Origin of the sequence: Nonomuraea sp. NPDC005650 (genome assembly GCF_040605375.1) — a bacterium.
In the GTDB taxonomy this organism is placed as follows: Bacteria; Actinomycetota; Actinomycetes; order Streptosporangiales; family Streptosporangiaceae; genus Nonomuraea.
Genome location: NZ_JBEXCR010000013.1, coordinates 155,960 through 173,337 on the forward strand (window position 1 = coordinate 155,960; position 17,378 = coordinate 173,337).

Here is a 17,378-nt window from a genome sequence, read left to right on the forward strand (position 1 = left end):
GCGGTGCGGGTCGCGGAGAGCCTCAACCGGGCGCTGCACGAGGTGCTCGCCGGCGACTCGTCCGTGCGGGTGCTCGGCGAGGACGTGCTCGACCCGTACGGCGGGGCGTTCAAGATCACGAAGGGGCTGTCCAGCCGTTTCCCCGGCCAGGTGCTGGCCACCCCGATCAGCGAGAACGGCATCGTCGGCGTGGCGGGCGGCCTGGCCCTCGCGGGCGGCAAGGCCATCGTCGAGATCATGTTCGCCGACTTCGTGGCCCTGGCCTTCGACCAGCTCGTGAACTTCGCCGGCAAGTCCGTCTCCATGTACGGCAGGCCGCTGCGGCTGCCGCTCGTCGTGCGCTGCCCGTCCGGTGGCGGTCGCGGCTACGGCCCCACGCACAGCCAGAGCCTGCAGAAGCACTTCATCGGCGTGCCCGGTCTCGCGGTGTACGAGGTGTCCCCCTTCGACGACCATCGCGAGCTGTTCGGCGAGATGCTCGCCCGCGGCGAGCCGTGCCTGCTGTTCGAGGACAAGATCCTCTACACCCGGCAGGTCTTCGGCGGCGGGGTCGTGGACGACCTTTTCCGGTACGACGTGCTGCCGGGGTCCGGCGGGGTGACCAGGGCGTACCTGGACGATCCTGAGCAGGCCGACTGCGTGATCATCGCGCCGGGCGGGGTGGCGCACCGGGCCCTGGCCGCGATGCGCACGCTGCTGCTGGAACGGGAGATCACCTGCCTGCTGCTCGTGCCGCGGCGCCTGTACCCCTTCGACGTGGCCCCGCTGTCGCCGCTGCTGGAGCGGGCCGGCGCCGTGGTCGTCGCCGAGGAGAGCACCGCCGGCGGCACCTGGGGGGCCGAGGTGGCGCACCAGGTGCACGGCCGGCTCTGGGGGCGCCTGCGGCGTCCCGTGTCCCTCGTCCACTCGGCGGCCGGCGTGATCCCGGCGGCCGCCCACCTCGAGCGTGACGTGCTGGTGCAGGACACCGCGATCGTCCGCGCCGTACGGGAGCTCCTGCCTTGACCGAACTGCGCGTGCCCAAGCTCAACAACAACGACACCGAGTACCTGCTGGTCGAGTGGCTGGCCGAGGACGGCGCCGGGGTGCTGAAGGGCGATCCGGTGGTGGTGCTGGAGACCTCCAAGGCGGCCGAGGAGCTGGCGGCCGAGAGCGACGGCGTCCTGCGGCGGACGGCGGAGACCGGCGCGACGTGCAGGCCCGGTGAGGTGATCGCGTACGTTTCGGACGGCTCGGCGCCCCCGCCGGCGGCCGCCGATCCCGGTGCGGCGGCCGGTGCCGGGGGACCGCTCGTCACCGCGCCCGCCCAGGCGCTGATCGACGAGCACGGCGTGGACCCGGCGCGGATCCGCGCGCTGGGGAAGAAGGTGATCAAGCGCGCCGACGTGGCGGCGCTGCTGGACGACGGCTCCCCGTCCAAGGCGCAGGCGCTGCCGGCCGTTCAGCGGGCCGTGGCCGCCGCCGTGACGCGTTCCCACCACACGATCCCGGCCGCCTTCACCGCCGTGAAGCTGGACGCCGGCCCCGCGATCGCCCGGGCCCGCGCCCTCGGCAAGGAGGCCAGGGCCCTGATCGGCCTGCCCGAGCTGCTGGTCTCCGCGGTCGCGTCGCTGCACGGGCGGTTCCCGATGTGCTTCGCCGAGCCGGTGGTGGCGGACGGGCCCGGCGGCGAGCTGGCCGTACGCCCCTCGCCGGCCCCGAACGTCGGCGTCACCGTGGACGTCGGCACCGGCCTGTACGTCCCGGTGCTGCGCGACGCCGGCCGCCTGTCCGTCAAGGAGATCGCGGAGCGGCTGGCGGAGTACCGGACGAAGGCGTCGCGGGAGGCGTTCCGCGAGGACGACCTGGCGGGCGGGAACATCGTCGTCACCCTGCACACCGACACGGCGGTGCTCCTCGCCGTGCCGATCGTGTTCCCCGGGCAGACCTGCGCGCTGTCGCTGTGCGCGCCGCAGCACGAGTTCGCCCTCGACGCGGCCGGAAATATCGTGAAACGCACCACGGTCACCCTCGGGCTCGCGTTCGATCACCGCCTCGTCAACGGGCGCGAGGCGGCGATGTTCCTGAACGCCGTACGGAAGACCATCACCCCCTGAGCAGGGCGCGCCGCGCCTCCTCCTCGCTCATCGCGTCGATCTCCTCGATCAGCAGGTCCTCGACCGCCTCGGCGAGCTCGGCCACGGTGGCGCAGCCGAACACGACCCGGATCGGCACCTCCACCTCCAGCATCGCCCGCAGCCGCGCCGCGACCCGGGTCGTCATCAGCGAATGCCCGCCCAGCTCCAGCAGGTCGTCCAGCACGCCGACCCGTTCGAGGCCGAGCACCTCGGCCCAGATCTCGGCGACCAGCGTCTCGCCGTCGGTGCGCGGCGCGGTGTAGTCCGTACCGGTGACCCGGTCCGGCTCGGGCAGCGCGGCCCGGTCGAGCTTGCCCCGGGAGGTGAGCGGCAGCTCCGCCAGCCGGGACCACCGGGTCGGGACGAAGCCCCTCGGCAGCCTGCCCGCGGCGTGCGCGCGCAGCTCGGCGGGGGCGGCGGGGCCGGTGTAGTACGCCACCAGGTCCTCGCCGCGCGCGGCCACGGCCACCTGACCGGCGCCGGGGTGCTCGCGCAGGGCGGCCTCCACGTCGCCGGGCTCGATGCGCACGCCGCGCACCTTGACCTGGTCGTCCAGGCGGCCCAGGAACTCCAGCAGCCCGTCCGAGCGCCACCGCGCCCGGTCGCCGGTGCGCAGGCGCCGGGCGCCGGCGTCGCCGTACGGGTCGGGCTCGAAGACGGCGGCGGTGCGGCCGGGCAGCCCGGCGTACCCGCGGGCGACCCCGGCGCCGCCGATCGCCAGCTCGCCCGCCGCGCCCGGTGGCACCGGCTCCCCCCGGGCGTCCAGCACCCGCGCCGACGTGGCCGACAGCGGCCGGCCGATCGGCGGGCGCCCGCCCGGGTCGGTGCCGTGCAGCTCGGCCCAGGTGGCGATGACCGTGGCCTCGGTCGGCCCGTACGTGTTGACCAGCCGGACCCCGGGCCCCTCGCGGTGCCATCGCGCGACGGCCGCCCCGTCGGCCTGCTCACCGCCGAGGATCACCAGCCGCAGCGCGGGCGGCCACGCCACCTCGCCCGGCGACTCGACGAGCCGGTGCCAGTACGCGGTCGGGAGATCCAGCACGGTGATCCGGCGTCCGTCCGGCCCGGCCAGCAGGTCGGGCAGGCTCGCGGGGCCGTCCGGCAGCGGCACCACCGCCGCCCCGGACGCCAGCGCCGGGAAGATCTCCTCGACGTGGGTGTCGAAGCTCAGCGACGCGAACTGCACCACGTGGTCCCCGGGCCCCAGGCCGTACTCCCGCCGCATCCAGGCGACCCTGGCCGCCACCGAACCGTGCTCGACGAGCACCGCCTTGGGCAGCCCGGCGGACCCCGAGGTGGTCAGCACATAGGCGATTCCCGTGGCCGCGCACCCCTCGGCCACGGCGCGCACCCGGTCCTCGCCGACCAGCCAGGCGGCACCCGCGGCGGCCATGGAGTCGGCGTGCCGGGCGGGCGGGTCGGCCGGGTCCAGGGGCAGGTACGCGGCGCCCGCCCGCCACACGCCCAGCAGCGTGGCGATCACGTCGGCGGACGGGGCCAGCCGCACGGCCACCACGTCGCCCTCCCGGACACCGCTGTCCCGCAGGGTGCCGGCGACCGTGCCGGCCCGCTCCCAGAGGGCCGCATACGAGACCGCCCGATCGCCGCAGCGCACGGCGACGGCGTCCGGAGTCCGGCGCACCACGCCCGCCACCAGCTCCAGCACGCCGTCCGCGACCGGCTCTGCGGGCCCGGCGGCCAGCTCGGCCATCGTCCTCCCGTCTTGCGCGGTCCACGCGGGAAGCCGCGAGATCGGCGTGTCCGGCCTGGCCACGGCTCCGGCCAGCAGCGTCAGGTAGCGCTCGGCGATCGTGGCCACCTCGCCGGCCTCGAACACCGCGCCGTCGTACCCGAAGCAGATCGCCAGCTCGTCCCCCGCCGGCCAGACCTCCACGAGCAGGTCCACCACGATCTGCTCGTGGCGTCCCGCGAAGTCCGACACCCGGACTCCCCCGTACACCCGGTCCTGCCCGGCGGCGTAGTCCTGCATGATGAACACGGTCGGCAGCAGCGTCTCGACTCCGCGCGCCAGCCGCTCCAGCAGCGGCGCGGGCCGGCCCATCGCCTCCAGCGCCACCCCTTTGACCCGCCCGAGCAGCTCGGCGAACGTCGGATCGCCCGTCAGGTCGCCGCGCAGCGGCAGGGTCTGGGTGAGGTAGCCGACCATCCGCTCCAGCTCGACCCGGTCCCGCCCGGCGACCACGGTGCCGACGACCAGGTCGTGCTGCCCGCTGTGGCGGGACAGCAGCGCCTGGTACGCCGCCATGAGCACCATGAACGGGGTCGCCCGATGGGCCACGGCCAGCCGCTCGACCTCGGCCAGGCGCCGCGCGTCCAGCCGTACCCAGTGGTATCCGCCCTCCCGGACGGCCGCGCGCGGCCCGGGGCGGGCGAAGGGCAGCTCGGTGACCGGCGGCGCGGCCAGCTTCCCGGTCCAGTACGGCATGGCCTTGTCCGCCCTGCGACGCTGCCAGCGCGCGTAGTCGCTGGAGCGGATGGGCAGGTCGGGCAGGCTCGCGGGGCGGCGCTCCACGGCGGCGGCGTAGTGTTCGCCCAGGTCGTCGAGCATGATCTCCAGGGAGTGCCCGTCGGCCAGGATGTGGTGCAGCGTCAGGCACAGTACGTGATCGTCCGGGGCGAGCTCGATGACGGCGACCCGCAGCGGCACGCCCGCGGCCAGGTCGAAGGCGGCGTTGGTGCGCTCGGCGACCAGCGTGTCCACCTGCTCCCCGGCCGCCGCCAGCCACTCTATCGGCGGCGCCCAGCCGGCCGGCCCGGCCACCGCCCAGGGCGTGCCGTCCTCCTCCGCGAAGGCGGTCCGCAGGCTCTCGTGCCTGGCCACGAGCGCCCCGACGGCATCGGTGAAGGCGTCGCGGTCGAGCGGGCCGCGCAGCCGGCGCACCAGGTACATCGTGTACGAGGCGTCACCGGGCTCCAGCCGCTGGAGCATCCAGAGCCGTTCCTGCGCGGGCGACAGCGGCGCCCTCATGACCCGGCCGCCAGATCGTCGAACAGCCCCTGGAGCTCCTCGGCGCTGAGGCCGTCGAGCTGGTCGCGCAGCGCGGCCACGTCGGCCAGGCTGAGCTCGGCGTCGTCCAGGTCGTCGAGCCGGGCGGCGAACCCGGCGATCGTCGGACGCTCGAACAGCACGACGATGGGCACCTCCAGGCCGTACCTGGCCTGGACCCTGGCGATGATCTGGGTCGCGGCGAGGGAGTGGCCGCCGAGCTCGAAGAAGTCGTCGTCGGCGCCGATGGGCTCGGTGGCGCCGAGCACGTCCGCCCAGATCTCGGCCAGGTCGGACTCGACCGGGGTGGCCGGGGCGCGGAAGGCGGCGGTGCCGGGGCGCGTCCACGACGGGGTGGGCAGGGCGGCGCGGTCGAGCTTGCCGTTGGGGGTGAGGGGCAGGGCGGTGAGGGTCGTGTGCCGGACCGGGATCATGTGGTCGGGGAGCGACGCGCGCAGCCGTTCGCGCAGCGCGGCCCAGTCCACGGCCTGCGCCCGCAGGACCAGGTAGGCCACCAGCCGCCCGTCGCGGACGGCGACCGCGGCCTCCTTGACCTCGGCGGACGCGCGCAGGACGGTCTCGATCTCGCCCAGTTCGATGCGGAATCCGTGGATCTTGACCTGCTGGTCGGCGCGGCCGAGATATTCCAACCGGCCGTCGGGCGTGATCCTGGCCAGGTCGCCCGTGGCGTACAGGCGGGCGCCGGGGGTGCCGGCGTACGGGTCGGGCAGGAAGCGCGCGGCCGTCTGAGCGGGCAGCCCGTGGTATCCCCGGGCGACCCCCGCGCCGCCGATGTGCAGCTCGCCGACCTCCCCGCCGGCGACCGGCGTCCCGTTCCCGTCCAGCAGGTGGAGCGAGGTCCGCCCGATGGGCGAGCCGAGGTCCACGGCCTCGGGTCCCGGCCGCACCCTGCCGGCCGTGGACCACACGGTGGTCTCCGTGGGGCCGTACACGTTCCACAGCTCGGCGCCGTCGGCCAGCAGCGCGTCCGCGAGATCGCGGGGCAGCGCCTCGCCGCCGCACAGGCGGGTCCTGATCGTCGCGGGGACTCCGCCGGACTCCAGCAGGATGCGCCAGCCCGCCGGTGTGGCCTGCATGATCGTGACGCCCTCGGCGGCGGCCCGCTCGCGCAGCGCCCACCCGTCGGAGACCTCGGCGGTGGCCGCGATCACCACCCGGCCTCCCGTGAACAGGGGCAGCAGCAGCTCCAGGACCGAGATGTCGAACGACAGCGTGGTGACGGCCAGCCACCGGTCCCGCGGCCCGATCGGCAGCAGTTCGGCGAACGACTCCAGCAGGTTCGCCACGGCCCGGTGCGGCACCGCCACCCCCTTCGGGCGGCCGGTGGACCCCGAGGTGAACATCAGGTACGCCAGCTGATCCCCGTCGGCCGGAACCTCCGCGGACCGGGCGGCGGCGCCGTCCGGCGGCCGGCCCCCTGGTGAGAGCGTGATGACGGCGGGAACGCCCGCCAGCGGCGCGGGATCGACGCCCGCCTGCGTCAGCACCACTCCGATGCCCGCGTCCTGCCGCATCATCCGCAGCCGTTCGGCCGGGAAGGCCGGATCGAGCGGCACATAGGCCCCGCCCGCCGCCCACACGGCGAGCATCGCCACGAGCATCCCGGTGGTCCGCTCCACGCACAGCCCGACGGGCACCCCGGGGCCGACGCCGTGCCCGCGCAGCACGGCGGCGAGGTCTTCGACGCGCCGGTGCAGCTCCCGGTAGGTCACCTGACCGTCGGAGCCGGTCACGGCCACCGCGTCGGGCGCCTTGTCCAGCCACCGCCAGATCGTGCCCGCTCCGCCGTTCGCGGGGGGCGGCGTCGTGTCGTCACTCAACGTCGGTATCGCCTTTCAGTCTCGCAGGCTGAGCGGGCGCATGTCCGTCCAGACGGTCTCGATGTGCGCCAGGCACTCCTCCCGGGTGCCCGCGAACCCGGCCTCCGACCAGCCGGGCGGCAGCTCGCGATCGGCGGCCCAGATGGAGTACTGCTCCTCGTGGTTGACGACCACCCGCGTCTCAGCACTCACGTGTTCTCCTCGCTGACCAGTAGCGTCTCGACCTCGCGCAGCGTCGCCTCGATCGCCTCCCGGGGCAGGAGGGCGGTGTCGGCGAGCAGGTCCAGGCGGCAGGTGTGGGTGGCGGGCCCGACGGTGCAGAACACCTCGGCGTCCACCTCCGGCCAGGCCCCCACCGGGAAGATCCGGCCGGGGCCCGCGGGCGGGCGCAGCGGGAGGTTGGGCCAGCCCACGGCGACCCGGACGTCGTTGAAGTAGGCGGTGGGCGGCGGCCCGGTCTCCCCGATCAGCGCCCGCTGGGCGGCCGGGTCGTAGCGGGCGTGCCGGTACGACGCCAGCACCCCCCGGTGCGCGGCCCGCACCACCTCGGCGAGCGGCGCGCCCGGGGCCACGTCCAGGACGAGGATCCCGTCCTGGACGAGGGTGGCCACCATGGGCGCGAGCCGGGGATCGTGCCGGTTGCCCACGATGAGCTGCAGCGCGACCGTGCCGCGGCCGGTCAGCCGGGACAGCAGCGCCGCGTACGCCCCGAGCAGCACGCTGCTGGTGCTCACCCCCCAGCGCACGGCCAGCCGGGTGGCCGCCGCGCCGAGCGCGGCCGACTCCATGCCGAGCTTGACGAACCTGGGCTCCTCGGGCACTCCCGGCGGCGCGGCGAACAGCGGGCGCGGCATCCGTTCCAGCGCCGCCCGCCAGTATCTGAGCGCCCGCTCGCCGCGCGCCGCGCCCTCGGGGGAGCGTTCCTCGGCGGCCAGGTCGAGCGGCTGGGGCACGGCCGGCGGCAGCGGCTCACCGGACAGCAGCCGCGGCCACTCGCCGGCGATGACGTCGAGCGCCAGCCCGTCCACGGCCAGGTGCGTGAACGCGAACGCCACCGCGCGCGGACGGCCGCCGTCCAGGACGACGGAGCAGCGTACGGGCAGCTCGTTCGCGTAGTCGAAGCCCTTGCCGGCGAGCTCGGCGGCGATCTCGCCGGCCAGCGTCCTGGGCCGGGCCCCGGCGGCGTCGACCAGCTCGACCGTCAGCCGCCCCTCCCCCGCGACCCGCTGCACCATGCCGCCCTGGGCCCGCGGCCCGGCGAGCCAGTTCGTGCGCAGGCTCTCGTGCCGTCCGATCAGCCGCGACAGGGCGGCGAGGACGGCCGGCAGGTCGGGCTTGCCGTGCACCGGCAGGGCCCAGGGCATGTTGAAGTAGGGGTCGCCGGGCGGCAGCCATTCGGTGAGCCGCCAGATCGCCCGCTGGCCCCAGGTGAGCGGTCCCTGGCCGGACCTGGCGCCGCTGAACTCGGCCGGCACGATCATGACGGGCGGCCCGCCAGCCGGGACAGGTGGCCGACCAGCCCGTCGAGGGTGTCGAGGCTGCCGTCGAACTCGATGTCGAAGCCGAACGCCTCCTCGATCGCGTCGATCAGCCGGATGTAGCCCAGCGAGGTGAGGCCGAGCGCCGTCAGCGAGCAGTCGGCCGCCAGCACCTCCGCCGTGGTGAGCGCGCCGTCGCTGGCCCGGGCCACCAGCGCGGCCACGCGCTCCCTCAGCATGCCTGCTCCCGCAGGCGGGCGACCTCCGCCGCGACGCGCGTCGCGGTGGCGTCGTCGATGAACACCTCGAAGGAGAGCTCCACGCCGAACCGCTCCCTGGCCCTGGCCATGATCTGGGTGATCGTGAGGGAGTGGCCGCCGAGGTCGAACAGGTCGTCGTCGGCTTCCACGTCGTCCAGTTCGAGCTCCTTGGCGAAGATCGCCTGGATCTCCCGTACGAGGTCGGCGGGCACCGGCCCGTCCTCGACGGCGCCGGGGCCGCCACCGGCCGTGACGGACGCCGCCGGAACGGGACCGGGCAGCGGCAGCCGGTCCAGCGGCGCCTCCGGATCCGCGGCGACCGCCGCCAGCAGCGCGGCGAGGTCCTGCCGGATCCGCTCGGCCCCCGCCCGGTCGAGGAGCGCCGGGTTGTACTGCAGCCGCGCCGCCGTGCCCGCCTGGTCGTCGACGATCTGCAGGTGGAGCGTGTTGCGCACCCAGCCGTTGAACATCATCCACTCCACCGACGCGCCCAGCCCCGGGAAGAGCGGGCTCGTCTCCGGCCGCCGCCGGTAGCTGAGCGACACGGGGGTGAGCGCGGCGCGCGGGCCGATCCCGTCCACGGCCCTGGCCAGCGGGACCTCGCGATGCCGGTACAACCGCCGCAGCTCGACCCGCAGGCTCCGGGCGAACTCGCCGAACGTGCCTGCCTCGGGCGCCCCGATCACGGGCAGCTCGTTGACGAAGGCTCCCACGTGGTCCCGGCTCAGCTCGGTCCGCGTCGACAGGTCGACGCCGACGGCGGGCCGCGCGTTGCCGTACGCGTGCAGCAGCGCGACGAACGCGGCCAGCACCGCCTCGAACCGGGTGACCTCCAGCCGCTCGGCGAGCCCGGCGAGGTCCTCGACGACGAAGTCGAGGGCGGAGCCGGGCGCCGCCGCCACGGACACCCCGCTCAGGCCGGGCAGGCACAGCTCCCGCTGCTCCTGCCACCGGGCCGCCCAGTACCCCTGCGCGGCCGGCAGCGCGTCCGCCAGCCTGGCCCGCTGCCGCACCGCCACCTCCGGGTACACCGCCCCCAGCGGCGCGGGCGCGGCGCCCCCGTACCGGGCGGCCAGATCCCGCAGCAGGATGTCCTTGGACTCCCCGTCGAACACCGCGTGATGGGCCTGGAACAGCAGCACGTGCCGCTTGGCGTCCTCCCGGATCAGCGTGAACAGCGCGGCGGGCCCTTCGACCGGATCGACCGGCCCGGCCAGCACCTCGGGAAGGTCGCCGCCGTCGCGCATCGGCGGCACCGCGCGGGCGAGCACCCGCAGCTCACCACCGTCCTCGGCGAGCACGCCGCCCAGCACGGGATGCCTGCGCGCCACCTCCGCACACGCCTCCCGCAGGGCCTCCACGTCGAGCGGCCCGTCCAGCCACACGGCCAGCGGCATGTGAAAGGCCCGCCCGGCGACTCCGGCCCGCTCGGTGAGCCACATCCCCTGCTGCGCAGGGGAGGCCGGCCACGATCCGGTCATCTCCCGCCTTCTTTCTCCACAGCGCCCACCTTGGGGCCCGTTTCCATCACGGAGTCCGCCTGCTTCAGCAGGTCGCGCAGGTCGGACTTGACGACCTTGCCCGAGTGGTTCCTGGGCAGGCGGTCCACGAAGATCACTTGTGCCGGCAGCTCGTGCGCGGCCAGCCGGGTCAGGAGGAAGGCCCGCAGCTCCGTCACGCGCGGCGCCCGCGAGCGGGGCACGACGGCGGCGGCCAGCACGGTGCCCAGCACGGGGTGCGGCACGCCGGCGACCGCCGCCTCGGCCACGTCAGGGTGCTCGTGCAGCGCCGACTCCACCTGCACGGTCGACACCTTGAACGCCCCGGACTTGACGACGTCGCTCTCCCGGTCGACGAGATAGAGGTAGCCGTCCGCGTCGAGGTAGCCCACATCGCCCATCCGCACCCATCCGTCGCGGAAGGTGTGCGCGCTGGCCTGCTCGTCCCGGTAGTACGAGCGCGCCGCGGCGGGAGAGCGCAGCCAGATCTCCCCCGTCTCCCCGGCCGCCAACTGCGCGCCGTCGGGACCGGTGACCCTCAGGCCGCTGCCGAGCGCCGGCCGGCCCAGGGCGGCGGGCCGCGTCGGGTCGTAGATCATGACGGTCTGGGCGGGCGCCGCCTCGGTCGAGGTGTAGTAGTTCGTCACGGTCGCCTTGGGGAAGGCCGCCGCCAGCCGCGCGCACAGCGCCGCCGGCAGCGCCGAGGCCGCCGAGCCGAGCAGGACCACGCCGGAGAAGTCGTGCCGTTCGTGCAGCCCGGCGTTGAGCAGTTCGAGGGCCATCGCGGGCACCAGGAACACGGTTCCCACCCGCCGCGACTCGATCAGCCTGGCGAACCTGCCCGGGGTGAACCGCGCCAGGGTGAGCACCGCCGGCCGCGCGTCCAGCGCGTTGAGCAGCATGGCCTGGCCGGCGTTGGTGCCGATCGGGAACGCGTGCAGCAGGAGCCGCGAATGCCCGAACCTGCGGCGGTTGGCCCGGGTGGCGCTGCCGTAGGTGAGGTTGACGTGGGTGGCCGCCACCGCCTTGGGCCGGCCCGTGGTGCCGGAGGTGTAGAGGATCTGCGCCAGATCCCCCGGCTCCGGCGGCTCGGGCTCCCGCGAACCGGGCTCCAGCTCGTCCGGCACGGCGCTCCAGTACGCGCCGTCCGGCGGGACGACCGGCCCCTTGCCCGCGTGCAGCACGCCGCTCGCGGGCGGGACGGCCGGCCCTTTGCCCGCGTGCAGCACGCCGGTCGCCGAGCAGTGTTCCAGCATGTACGCCACCTCGGCCGGGGCGAGCCGGTCGGAGATCGGCACGGCCACCCCGCCGGCCAGCTGCGCGGCGCAGTAGGCCACGGCGAAGTCGGTCCAGCTCTCGGCCCCGAACAGCAGCCCGATCCGGTCGCCCCGCTGCACCCCGCGCCGGACCAGCCCGCGCGCCAGCGCGTCCGCCCGCGCCCGCCATTGCGCGAACGTCAGCGTCGCGCCCCCTGCGACCTCCAGCGCGACCCGCTCGGGCTCCTCCGCCGCCCGCCTTGCCAGCAACTCCGGAACGATCATGACTCTCCCCCGGCTCGCCGCCGCAGCTCCTGGACACCGACCAGATCGTCGGGCAGCGCGTCGGGCACCTCGCTGTCGAAGCGCGCCAGCACCCGCACCCGCAGGGCGGAGACCGCGATCAGCGCGATGGCCAGCCCGAAGGCCACGTACATCAGCCCGATCCCGCGCCCGTCCCCCGTCCCGAGCAGCGCGCCCGCCGTCGCGGCCAGCGGCCCGTCCGGCGCCATCAGCGGCTCGAACACCGCCGTCCCGTACGGCGCCACCAGCCCGAACCCGATCGGCAGCGTGGACCAGGCGACGAGCGTGTTGAGCGCGATGACCCGCCCGTGGAACCGCTGCGGCACCTTGACCTGGATGATCGTCGCGTACACCCCGTTGAGCAGCGTCAGGCACAGCGACATCCCGAACGCCCCCGCGGCGATCGCCACCAGATCCGCCCGTACGCCGACGACCACGCAGAACACCGCCAGCGCGAGCGTGAACAGCAGCACCCCGCGCAGCCGCCGCCGGCTCGGCCCGCCCCACACGGCCATCAGCAGCCCGCCGGCCAGCACGCCGACCCCGCCCGCCAGCGACACCCTCCCGACGTCCTGCAGCGTCGCGAACGACAACACCAGCGGCGAGATCATCAGGAACAGCGGCGACAGGAACACGTTCAGGACGGCGAAGAACACCAGCATCCCGCGGAAGCCCCGGTTCCCCCAGGTCAGCCGCCAGCCGCCGGCGATCTCCGCCATGACCGTCTCGCGCCGCCGCCACGCCATGCTCCGGGGGAAGCGGACCGCCAGCACGACCGCGATCGCGAACACGTACGACAGCACGTCGACGGCCAGGATCCCCTCCAGCCCGACGACCGCCATCAGCCCGACCGCCAGCAGCGGCACCACCACCTGGGCCGTGCCGGTGACGAGCTGCACGACGCCGTTGGCGTGGCCCAGGAACCGTTTGGGGACGAGCTGCGGGATCGCCGAGGCGTACGCGAACCGCTGGAAGGTCAGCGCGACCGACAGCAGCGCGAGCAGCGGGTAGATGTGCCAGATCGCCAGGTTGCCGGTCCACAGCAGCACCCCGAGGATCAGCTGCACGCCGCCCGCGGTGACGTCCCCCGCGAGCATCACCGCGCGCCGGTCGTACCGGTCCACGATGGCCCCGGCCAGCGGGGCGACCAGCATGCCCGGCAGCAGGCCGAGCACCGCGAACAGCGCGAAGTCCGCCAGCGAGCCGGTGGTCGTGTAGATCCACAGCGGCACGGCGAACTCGGTCAGCGCCGACCCCACGATCGAGACCAGCTGCCCGGCCGCGACCAGCGCGAACCGTCCCATACCCGGCCGCACCCGGCGGGCCTCGGAGCTGTCCGGCGCCGCCGCGGAGCCGTGCGGCGTGTCCGCGGCGCTGTCCGGCGTGGCTGTGGAGGACACGCCCTCCAGCCACCACGTCGACCTTGCTGTACGCGCCAGCCGCTCGGCGTGGCCCTCGGCGATGGCGAGGTGCGTGCCGGTCACGATGGCCGCGAGTTCCTCCGCCCGATATTTCAGGAAAAAGTGCCCAGCCTCATCCAGCACGACCAGGGCCGTCAGCTTCGACAGCACGTGCCACTCGCGGTACCGCTCCTGGTAGAACTCCATCGCCGGGTCGCGCTCGCCGGCCAGCGCGATGACCGGCGCCCGCAGCGGGGCCCCGTCCGGCCCCGCCGTGGAATCCTCGAACATGCGGGTGAAGTACCGCTCCGCTTGCCGGGTGCCGCGCCGCCGGTTGCGGACCATGAGGTCGAGCTGGTCGCGGCCGACCTCCTCCACGTCCAGGCCGGCGGAGCGCAGGTCGTCGATCCACGCCTGGTCGCCGCGGATGCGCTCCATGAGCCCGGTCAGGCGCGCGAGGCGGCCGCGGGGGCGGGCGAAGGGGAAGACGCCGCCGAGGTACACCGCCTCGACCTCGCGCCCGGCGTCCTCCAGCCGGCGGGCGATCTCCGCGGCCAGCATCACGCCGAGGCCGCAGTGGCCGTACAGGGTGACGGGGCCCTCGATGTCGTCGAGGATCTCTCGCACGCACCCGTCGGCGACCTCGTCCAGCGGCCGGGCCTCCTCGCCAAGTTCGTGGCCGGGCACGGCGATCGAGTACAGCGCCCAGTCGGCCGGCAGCACGTCCGCGAGCGGCTGGTAGATGACCGCGCTGCCGCCCCCGTACGGCGCGCAGACCAGCGTCGAGGTGGCCGTCCTGGCGGGGGTGAGCCGGTGCAGCAGGCGGCGCGGGCCCCCGCCGCCCGACTCCAGCAGCGCGGCCAGCGCCCGCACGGTGCGGTGCTTGAACAGGTCGAGCACGGTGACGCCGCGCTCCGGCGCCTCCTGCCTGAGCCGGGCCACCACCCGCATGGCCAGCAGGGAATGCCCGCCGAGCTCGAAGAAGTCGTCCGTGGCGCCGACCTCGGTGACGCCGAGCAACTCGCTCCACACCTCGGCGACCGTCTGTTCGGCGGGGGTCCGCAGCGGCTCGAACCGGCCGGTCGTCTCCGGCGCCGGGTCGGGCAGGGCGCCGCGATCCACCTTGCCGTGCGACTTCAGCGGCGGCGGCTCGTCCAGCCACACGTACCTGGCGGGGATCATGTAGTCGGGCAGCCGCTCGGCCAGCCACGCCCGCACCTCGGCGGCCTCCGGCCGGACCTCGGGATCAGCTGCCAGGTACGCCACCAGCAGGCCGCCGCGCAGGTCGGCGATCGCCGACGTCACCCCGGGATGACGGCCGAGCACCGACTCGACCTCGGCCAGCTCCACCCGGTAGCCGCGGATCTTCACCTGCAGGTCGCGGCGGCCGAGGAACTCCAGGTTCCCGTCGGGAAGGTGACGGGCCTGGTCGCCGGTGCGGTACATGCGAGCGCCTGGCGGACCGTACGGGTCGGGCAGGAAGCGTTCCGCGGTCAGGGCGGGACGGTCGAGATATCCCCTGGCCAGCCGGTCCCCGCCGAGGTAGAGCTCCCCTGCGACGCCGATCGGCACCGGCTCCAGCCGCTCGTCCAGCACGTACGCCCGCGCCCCCGGCAGGGGCCTGCCGATGGGCAGCGTCGTGGTCGTGCCGCCGGCGCCCTCGACCGCGTAGGTGGTGACGCCCACTGTCGCCTCGGTCGGGCCGTAGTGGTTGACGACCCGGCAGCGCCCGGACGCGGCCAGCTCCTCGGCCCAGTCGCGCGGCGCCGCCTCGCCGCCGAGGATCAGCAGCTTGCGCGGCAGCACGTCGGCCTGCAACGCGGCCAGATGGGACGGAGTGATCTTGAGGTAGTCGATGCCCGCGTCCCGGACGTACTCGGCCAGCTCGTGCCCTGCGGTGCGCGACGGGATGATGTGCAGCGTGCCGCTGGTCATCAGGCACGCGTAGAACACCGTCACCCCGAAGTCGAAGGCCAGAGCCTGCGGCAGCGCGTACGCCCCGCCGGGTTCGATCTCCAGCCGCTCGCGCAGGCCCGCGAGGTAGACGAGCGCCTGCCGGTGCTGGATCTCGACGCCCTTGGGCCTGCCGGTGGTGCCGGAGGTGTAGATGACATAGGCCAGGTCGTCGGGGGTCACGTCCTGAGGGACCGGCGCCTCGTCGCCGCCCGGCTCGTCGATGCCGACCGTGAGCAGCCCGCCGGGCAACCGCCCCCTGGAGGGCGCGTCGGTCACCGCGATCCGCACCCCGGCGTCCTCCAGCACGTACGCCAGCCGCTCGCCCGGATGCTCCGGATCCAGCGGCAGGTACGCGGCCCCTGACTTGAGCACGCCGAGCACCGCCACGGCCAGTCCGGCCGACTGCTCCAGGCACACCGCCACCCGTTCCCCGGGTCCGGCGCCGAGCGCCCGCAGCCGCCGGGCCAGCCGATCGGCGCGGGCACCGAGCTCGCCGTACGTGAGCGAGACCTCCCCCGCGACCACCGCGACCGCCCCGGGATCCTGCCCGGCGACGACCTCGTGCAGCAGCCGGATCCCGGCGGGCGGCGCCGGTTCGGCGACCCCGAGGGCCAGCACGCGCCGCCGCTCGTGCGGGTCGAGCAGCGGCAGCCGGGAGATCGGCCGGTCGGGGTCGGCGACCGCCGCCCGCAGGAGCGTCTCCAGGCATCCCGCCAGCCGCCGCGCCGTGTCCTCCCGGAACAGCGCGGTGCTGTACGCGAGTTGCCCGTGCAGCCCGCCGCCGCCCTCGAAGAGATAGAGCGCCAGGTCGAACCGGCTGGCCACGGTTGGGATCGGATACGGCTCCGCGCCCAGGCCAGAGGTGTCCAGGGTGCGGCCGCGATAGTTCTGCAGCGCGAACATGGTCTGGTAGACCGGCGTGCGGCTGACGTCCCGCTCGACGGCCAGCTCGGTGACGAGCCGGTCGAACGGCAGCGCCTGGTGCGCGAACGCGTCCAGGGTGGTGTCGCGGACCCGGCCGAGCAGTTCGCGGAAGGTCGGGTCGCCGCGCAGGTCGGCCCGGATGGCCAGGGTGTTGATGAACGGCCCGACGACCGGCTCCAGCTCGGGCAGCTCCCGCCCGGACACCGGCGACCCCACCGCGAAGTCGTCCTGCCCGGCGAACCGGCCGAGCAGCACCTGGAAGGCGGCGAGCAGCGTCATGTACGGCGTGGCCCGGTGCGCCTTGCCCAGCTCCGCGATCGAGGCGGTGAGTCCGGGGTCCACGACGACGTCCACGGCGGCGCCGGTCCAGCGCTGCTCGGCGGGCCGGGGCAGGTCGGTCGGCAGCTCCAGGGCGGGCACCCCGTCCAGCCGGGACACCCAGTGGCGCACGTCGTCGTCGAAGGTCCGGCCGCGCTGCCAGTGCGCGTAGTCGCCGAACTGCAGCTCCACCGGCGGCAGCTCCCGGCCCGCGTGCAGCGCCAGCAGCTCCTGGAACAGGATGTCGCACGACCAGCCGTCGGTGATCGCGTGGTGCATGGTGAGCAGCAGCACGTGTTCGCCGGGGGCCGAGCGCACCAGCAGGGCGCGCAGCAGCGGCGGGCGGGCCAGGTCGAACGGCCGGGTCAGCTCGCCGTCGATCTCGCCTGGGTCGTCGGTGACGCGGAACTCCACGACCGGCTCCTCGGCGACCACCGCCTCCGGGCGGCCGTCGGGGGTGGTGACCAGGATGGTGCGCAGGCTCTCGTGCCGCCGCGTGAGCTCGGTGAGCGCCCTGGCCAGGGCGTTCTCGTCGAGTTCGCCGGTCAGCCGGACCGCGAACGGCACGGTGTAGGCGGCCGTGCCGGGGGCGTACTGCTCAAGGAACCACAGCCGCTCCTGCATGGCCGACGGCGGCGGCGCGGTGCCGGGGTCGCGGCGGGGAACGCTGACCTTGGCGGCGCGCGCTCGAAGCCGGCGCTCCAGCAGAGCCTGCTTGGCGGGTGTGAGGGAGCTTCTGGTCACGCGTCTTTCTCCTCTCCGCGGCGATGACGCGGATGTGCTGTAGCCATGACGGCGAAGCCTGCAGAGGCCGTGGGAACGCTCCCACGAGGGAGGCTAGGTTTCGACCCTTACGAGGTCAAGGGCTAGATCCGCATTTCCGGCTGCTTATTGTCACCTAACAAGCACAATTCGCGATGCGTGCACGTCGCCCCCTGGTTTTGGGGTGCTCCGTCTTTCGCGTTCTTGACAGCTCGGAAAGCTGTTCGTCATCTATCTGGGAGCGCTCCCACCCTCAT

At 74.6% G+C, this 17,378-nt stretch carries 10 protein-coding genes; 2 read left to right on the plus strand and 8 right to left on the minus strand.

The features are described 5' to 3' along the window. Window positions 1-3: 3 nt before the first annotated feature. Both ABZS69_RS23485 and ABZS69_RS23490 read left to right on the plus strand, forming a co-directional pair. The gene (locus tag ABZS69_RS23485) at window positions 4-1,005 is read left to right on the plus strand and encodes a transketolase C-terminal domain-containing protein (RefSeq protein WP_355376074.1); all 1,002 of its coding nucleotides are present in this window, start codon (window positions 4-6) and stop codon (window positions 1,003-1,005) included. After that, a complete protein-coding gene (locus ABZS69_RS23490) occupies window positions 1,002-2,096 on the plus strand; it encodes a 2-oxo acid dehydrogenase subunit E2 (RefSeq protein WP_355376076.1) in 1,095 nt (364 codons plus the stop codon). The genes ABZS69_RS23485 and ABZS69_RS23490 overlap by 4 nt, the downstream gene beginning before the upstream one ends. Here the strand turns inward: ABZS69_RS23490 and ABZS69_RS23495 are convergent. From ABZS69_RS23495 to ABZS69_RS23530, 8 genes are read right to left on the minus strand one after another with little or no spacing between them, the layout of a single operon-like run. Continuing rightward, on the minus strand, window positions 2,086-5,106 hold the full coding sequence (locus tag ABZS69_RS23495) for a condensation domain-containing protein (RefSeq protein ID WP_355376079.1): 3,021 nt from the start codon (window positions 5,104-5,106) through the stop codon (window positions 2,086-2,088). The genes ABZS69_RS23490 and ABZS69_RS23495 overlap by 11 nt on opposite strands. Then, window positions 5,103-6,965 (minus strand): amino acid adenylation domain-containing protein, encoded by a 1,863-nt coding sequence (locus ABZS69_RS23500; protein ID WP_355376082.1) that lies wholly within the window; start codon window positions 6,963-6,965, stop codon window positions 5,103-5,105. Before ABZS69_RS23500 ends, ABZS69_RS23495 begins: the two co-directional genes overlap by 4 nt. Window positions 6,966-6,980: 15 nt before the next feature. After that, window positions 6,981-7,157 carry an MbtH family NRPS accessory protein gene (locus ABZS69_RS23505; protein WP_355376085.1) on the minus strand — a complete coding sequence of 59 codons (177 nt, stop codon included), beginning with the start codon at window positions 7,155-7,157 and terminating at the stop codon, window positions 6,981-6,983. Further along, on the minus strand, window positions 7,154-8,446 hold the full coding sequence (locus ABZS69_RS23510) for a condensation domain-containing protein (protein WP_355376088.1): 1,293 nt from the start codon (window positions 8,444-8,446) through the stop codon (window positions 7,154-7,156). The genes ABZS69_RS23505 and ABZS69_RS23510 overlap by 4 nt, the downstream gene beginning before the upstream one ends. Continuing rightward, on the minus strand, window positions 8,443-8,682 hold the full coding sequence (locus tag ABZS69_RS23515; RefSeq protein ID WP_355376091.1) for a phosphopantetheine-binding protein: 240 nt from the start codon (window positions 8,680-8,682) through the stop codon (window positions 8,443-8,445). Before ABZS69_RS23515 ends, ABZS69_RS23510 begins: the two co-directional genes overlap by 4 nt. Further along, window positions 8,676-10,184 carry a condensation domain-containing protein gene (locus ABZS69_RS23520; RefSeq protein WP_355376094.1) on the minus strand — a complete coding sequence of 503 codons (1,509 nt, stop codon included), beginning with the start codon at window positions 10,182-10,184 and terminating at the stop codon, window positions 8,676-8,678. Before ABZS69_RS23520 ends, ABZS69_RS23515 begins: the two co-directional genes overlap by 7 nt. Further along, window positions 10,181-11,743: an AMP-binding protein gene (locus ABZS69_RS23525; RefSeq protein WP_355376097.1), complete on the minus strand. Its 1,563-nt coding sequence runs from the start codon at window positions 11,741-11,743 to the stop codon at window positions 10,181-10,183. Before ABZS69_RS23525 ends, ABZS69_RS23520 begins: the two co-directional genes overlap by 4 nt. Further along, on the minus strand, window positions 11,740-17,103 hold the full coding sequence (locus tag ABZS69_RS23530; protein WP_355376099.1) for an amino acid adenylation domain-containing protein: 5,364 nt from the start codon (window positions 17,101-17,103) through the stop codon (window positions 11,740-11,742). Before ABZS69_RS23530 ends, ABZS69_RS23525 begins: the two co-directional genes overlap by 4 nt. Window positions 17,104-17,378: the final 275 nt, after the last annotated feature.

Excerpts from the sequence above, each read along its gene's own strand:
- ABZS69_RS23495 (WP_355376079.1), bottom strand. The coding sequence starts at position 5,106 with ATGAGGGCGCCGCTGTCGCCCGCGCAGGAACGGCTCTGGATGCTCCAG.
- ABZS69_RS23510 (WP_355376088.1), bottom strand. The coding sequence starts at position 8,446 with ATGATCGTGCCGGCCGAGTTCAGCGGCGCCAGGTCCGGCCAGGGACCG.
- ABZS69_RS23515 (WP_355376091.1), bottom strand. The coding sequence starts at position 8,682 with ATGCTGAGGGAGCGCGTGGCCGCGCTGGTGGCCCGGGCCAGCGACGGC.
- ABZS69_RS23525 (WP_355376097.1), bottom strand. The coding sequence starts at position 11,743 with ATGATCGTTCCGGAGTTGCTGGCAAGGCGGGCGGCGGAGGAGCCCGAG.
- ABZS69_RS23520 (WP_355376094.1), bottom strand. The coding sequence starts at position 10,184 with ATGACCGGATCGTGGCCGGCCTCCCCTGCGCAGCAGGGGATGTGGCTC.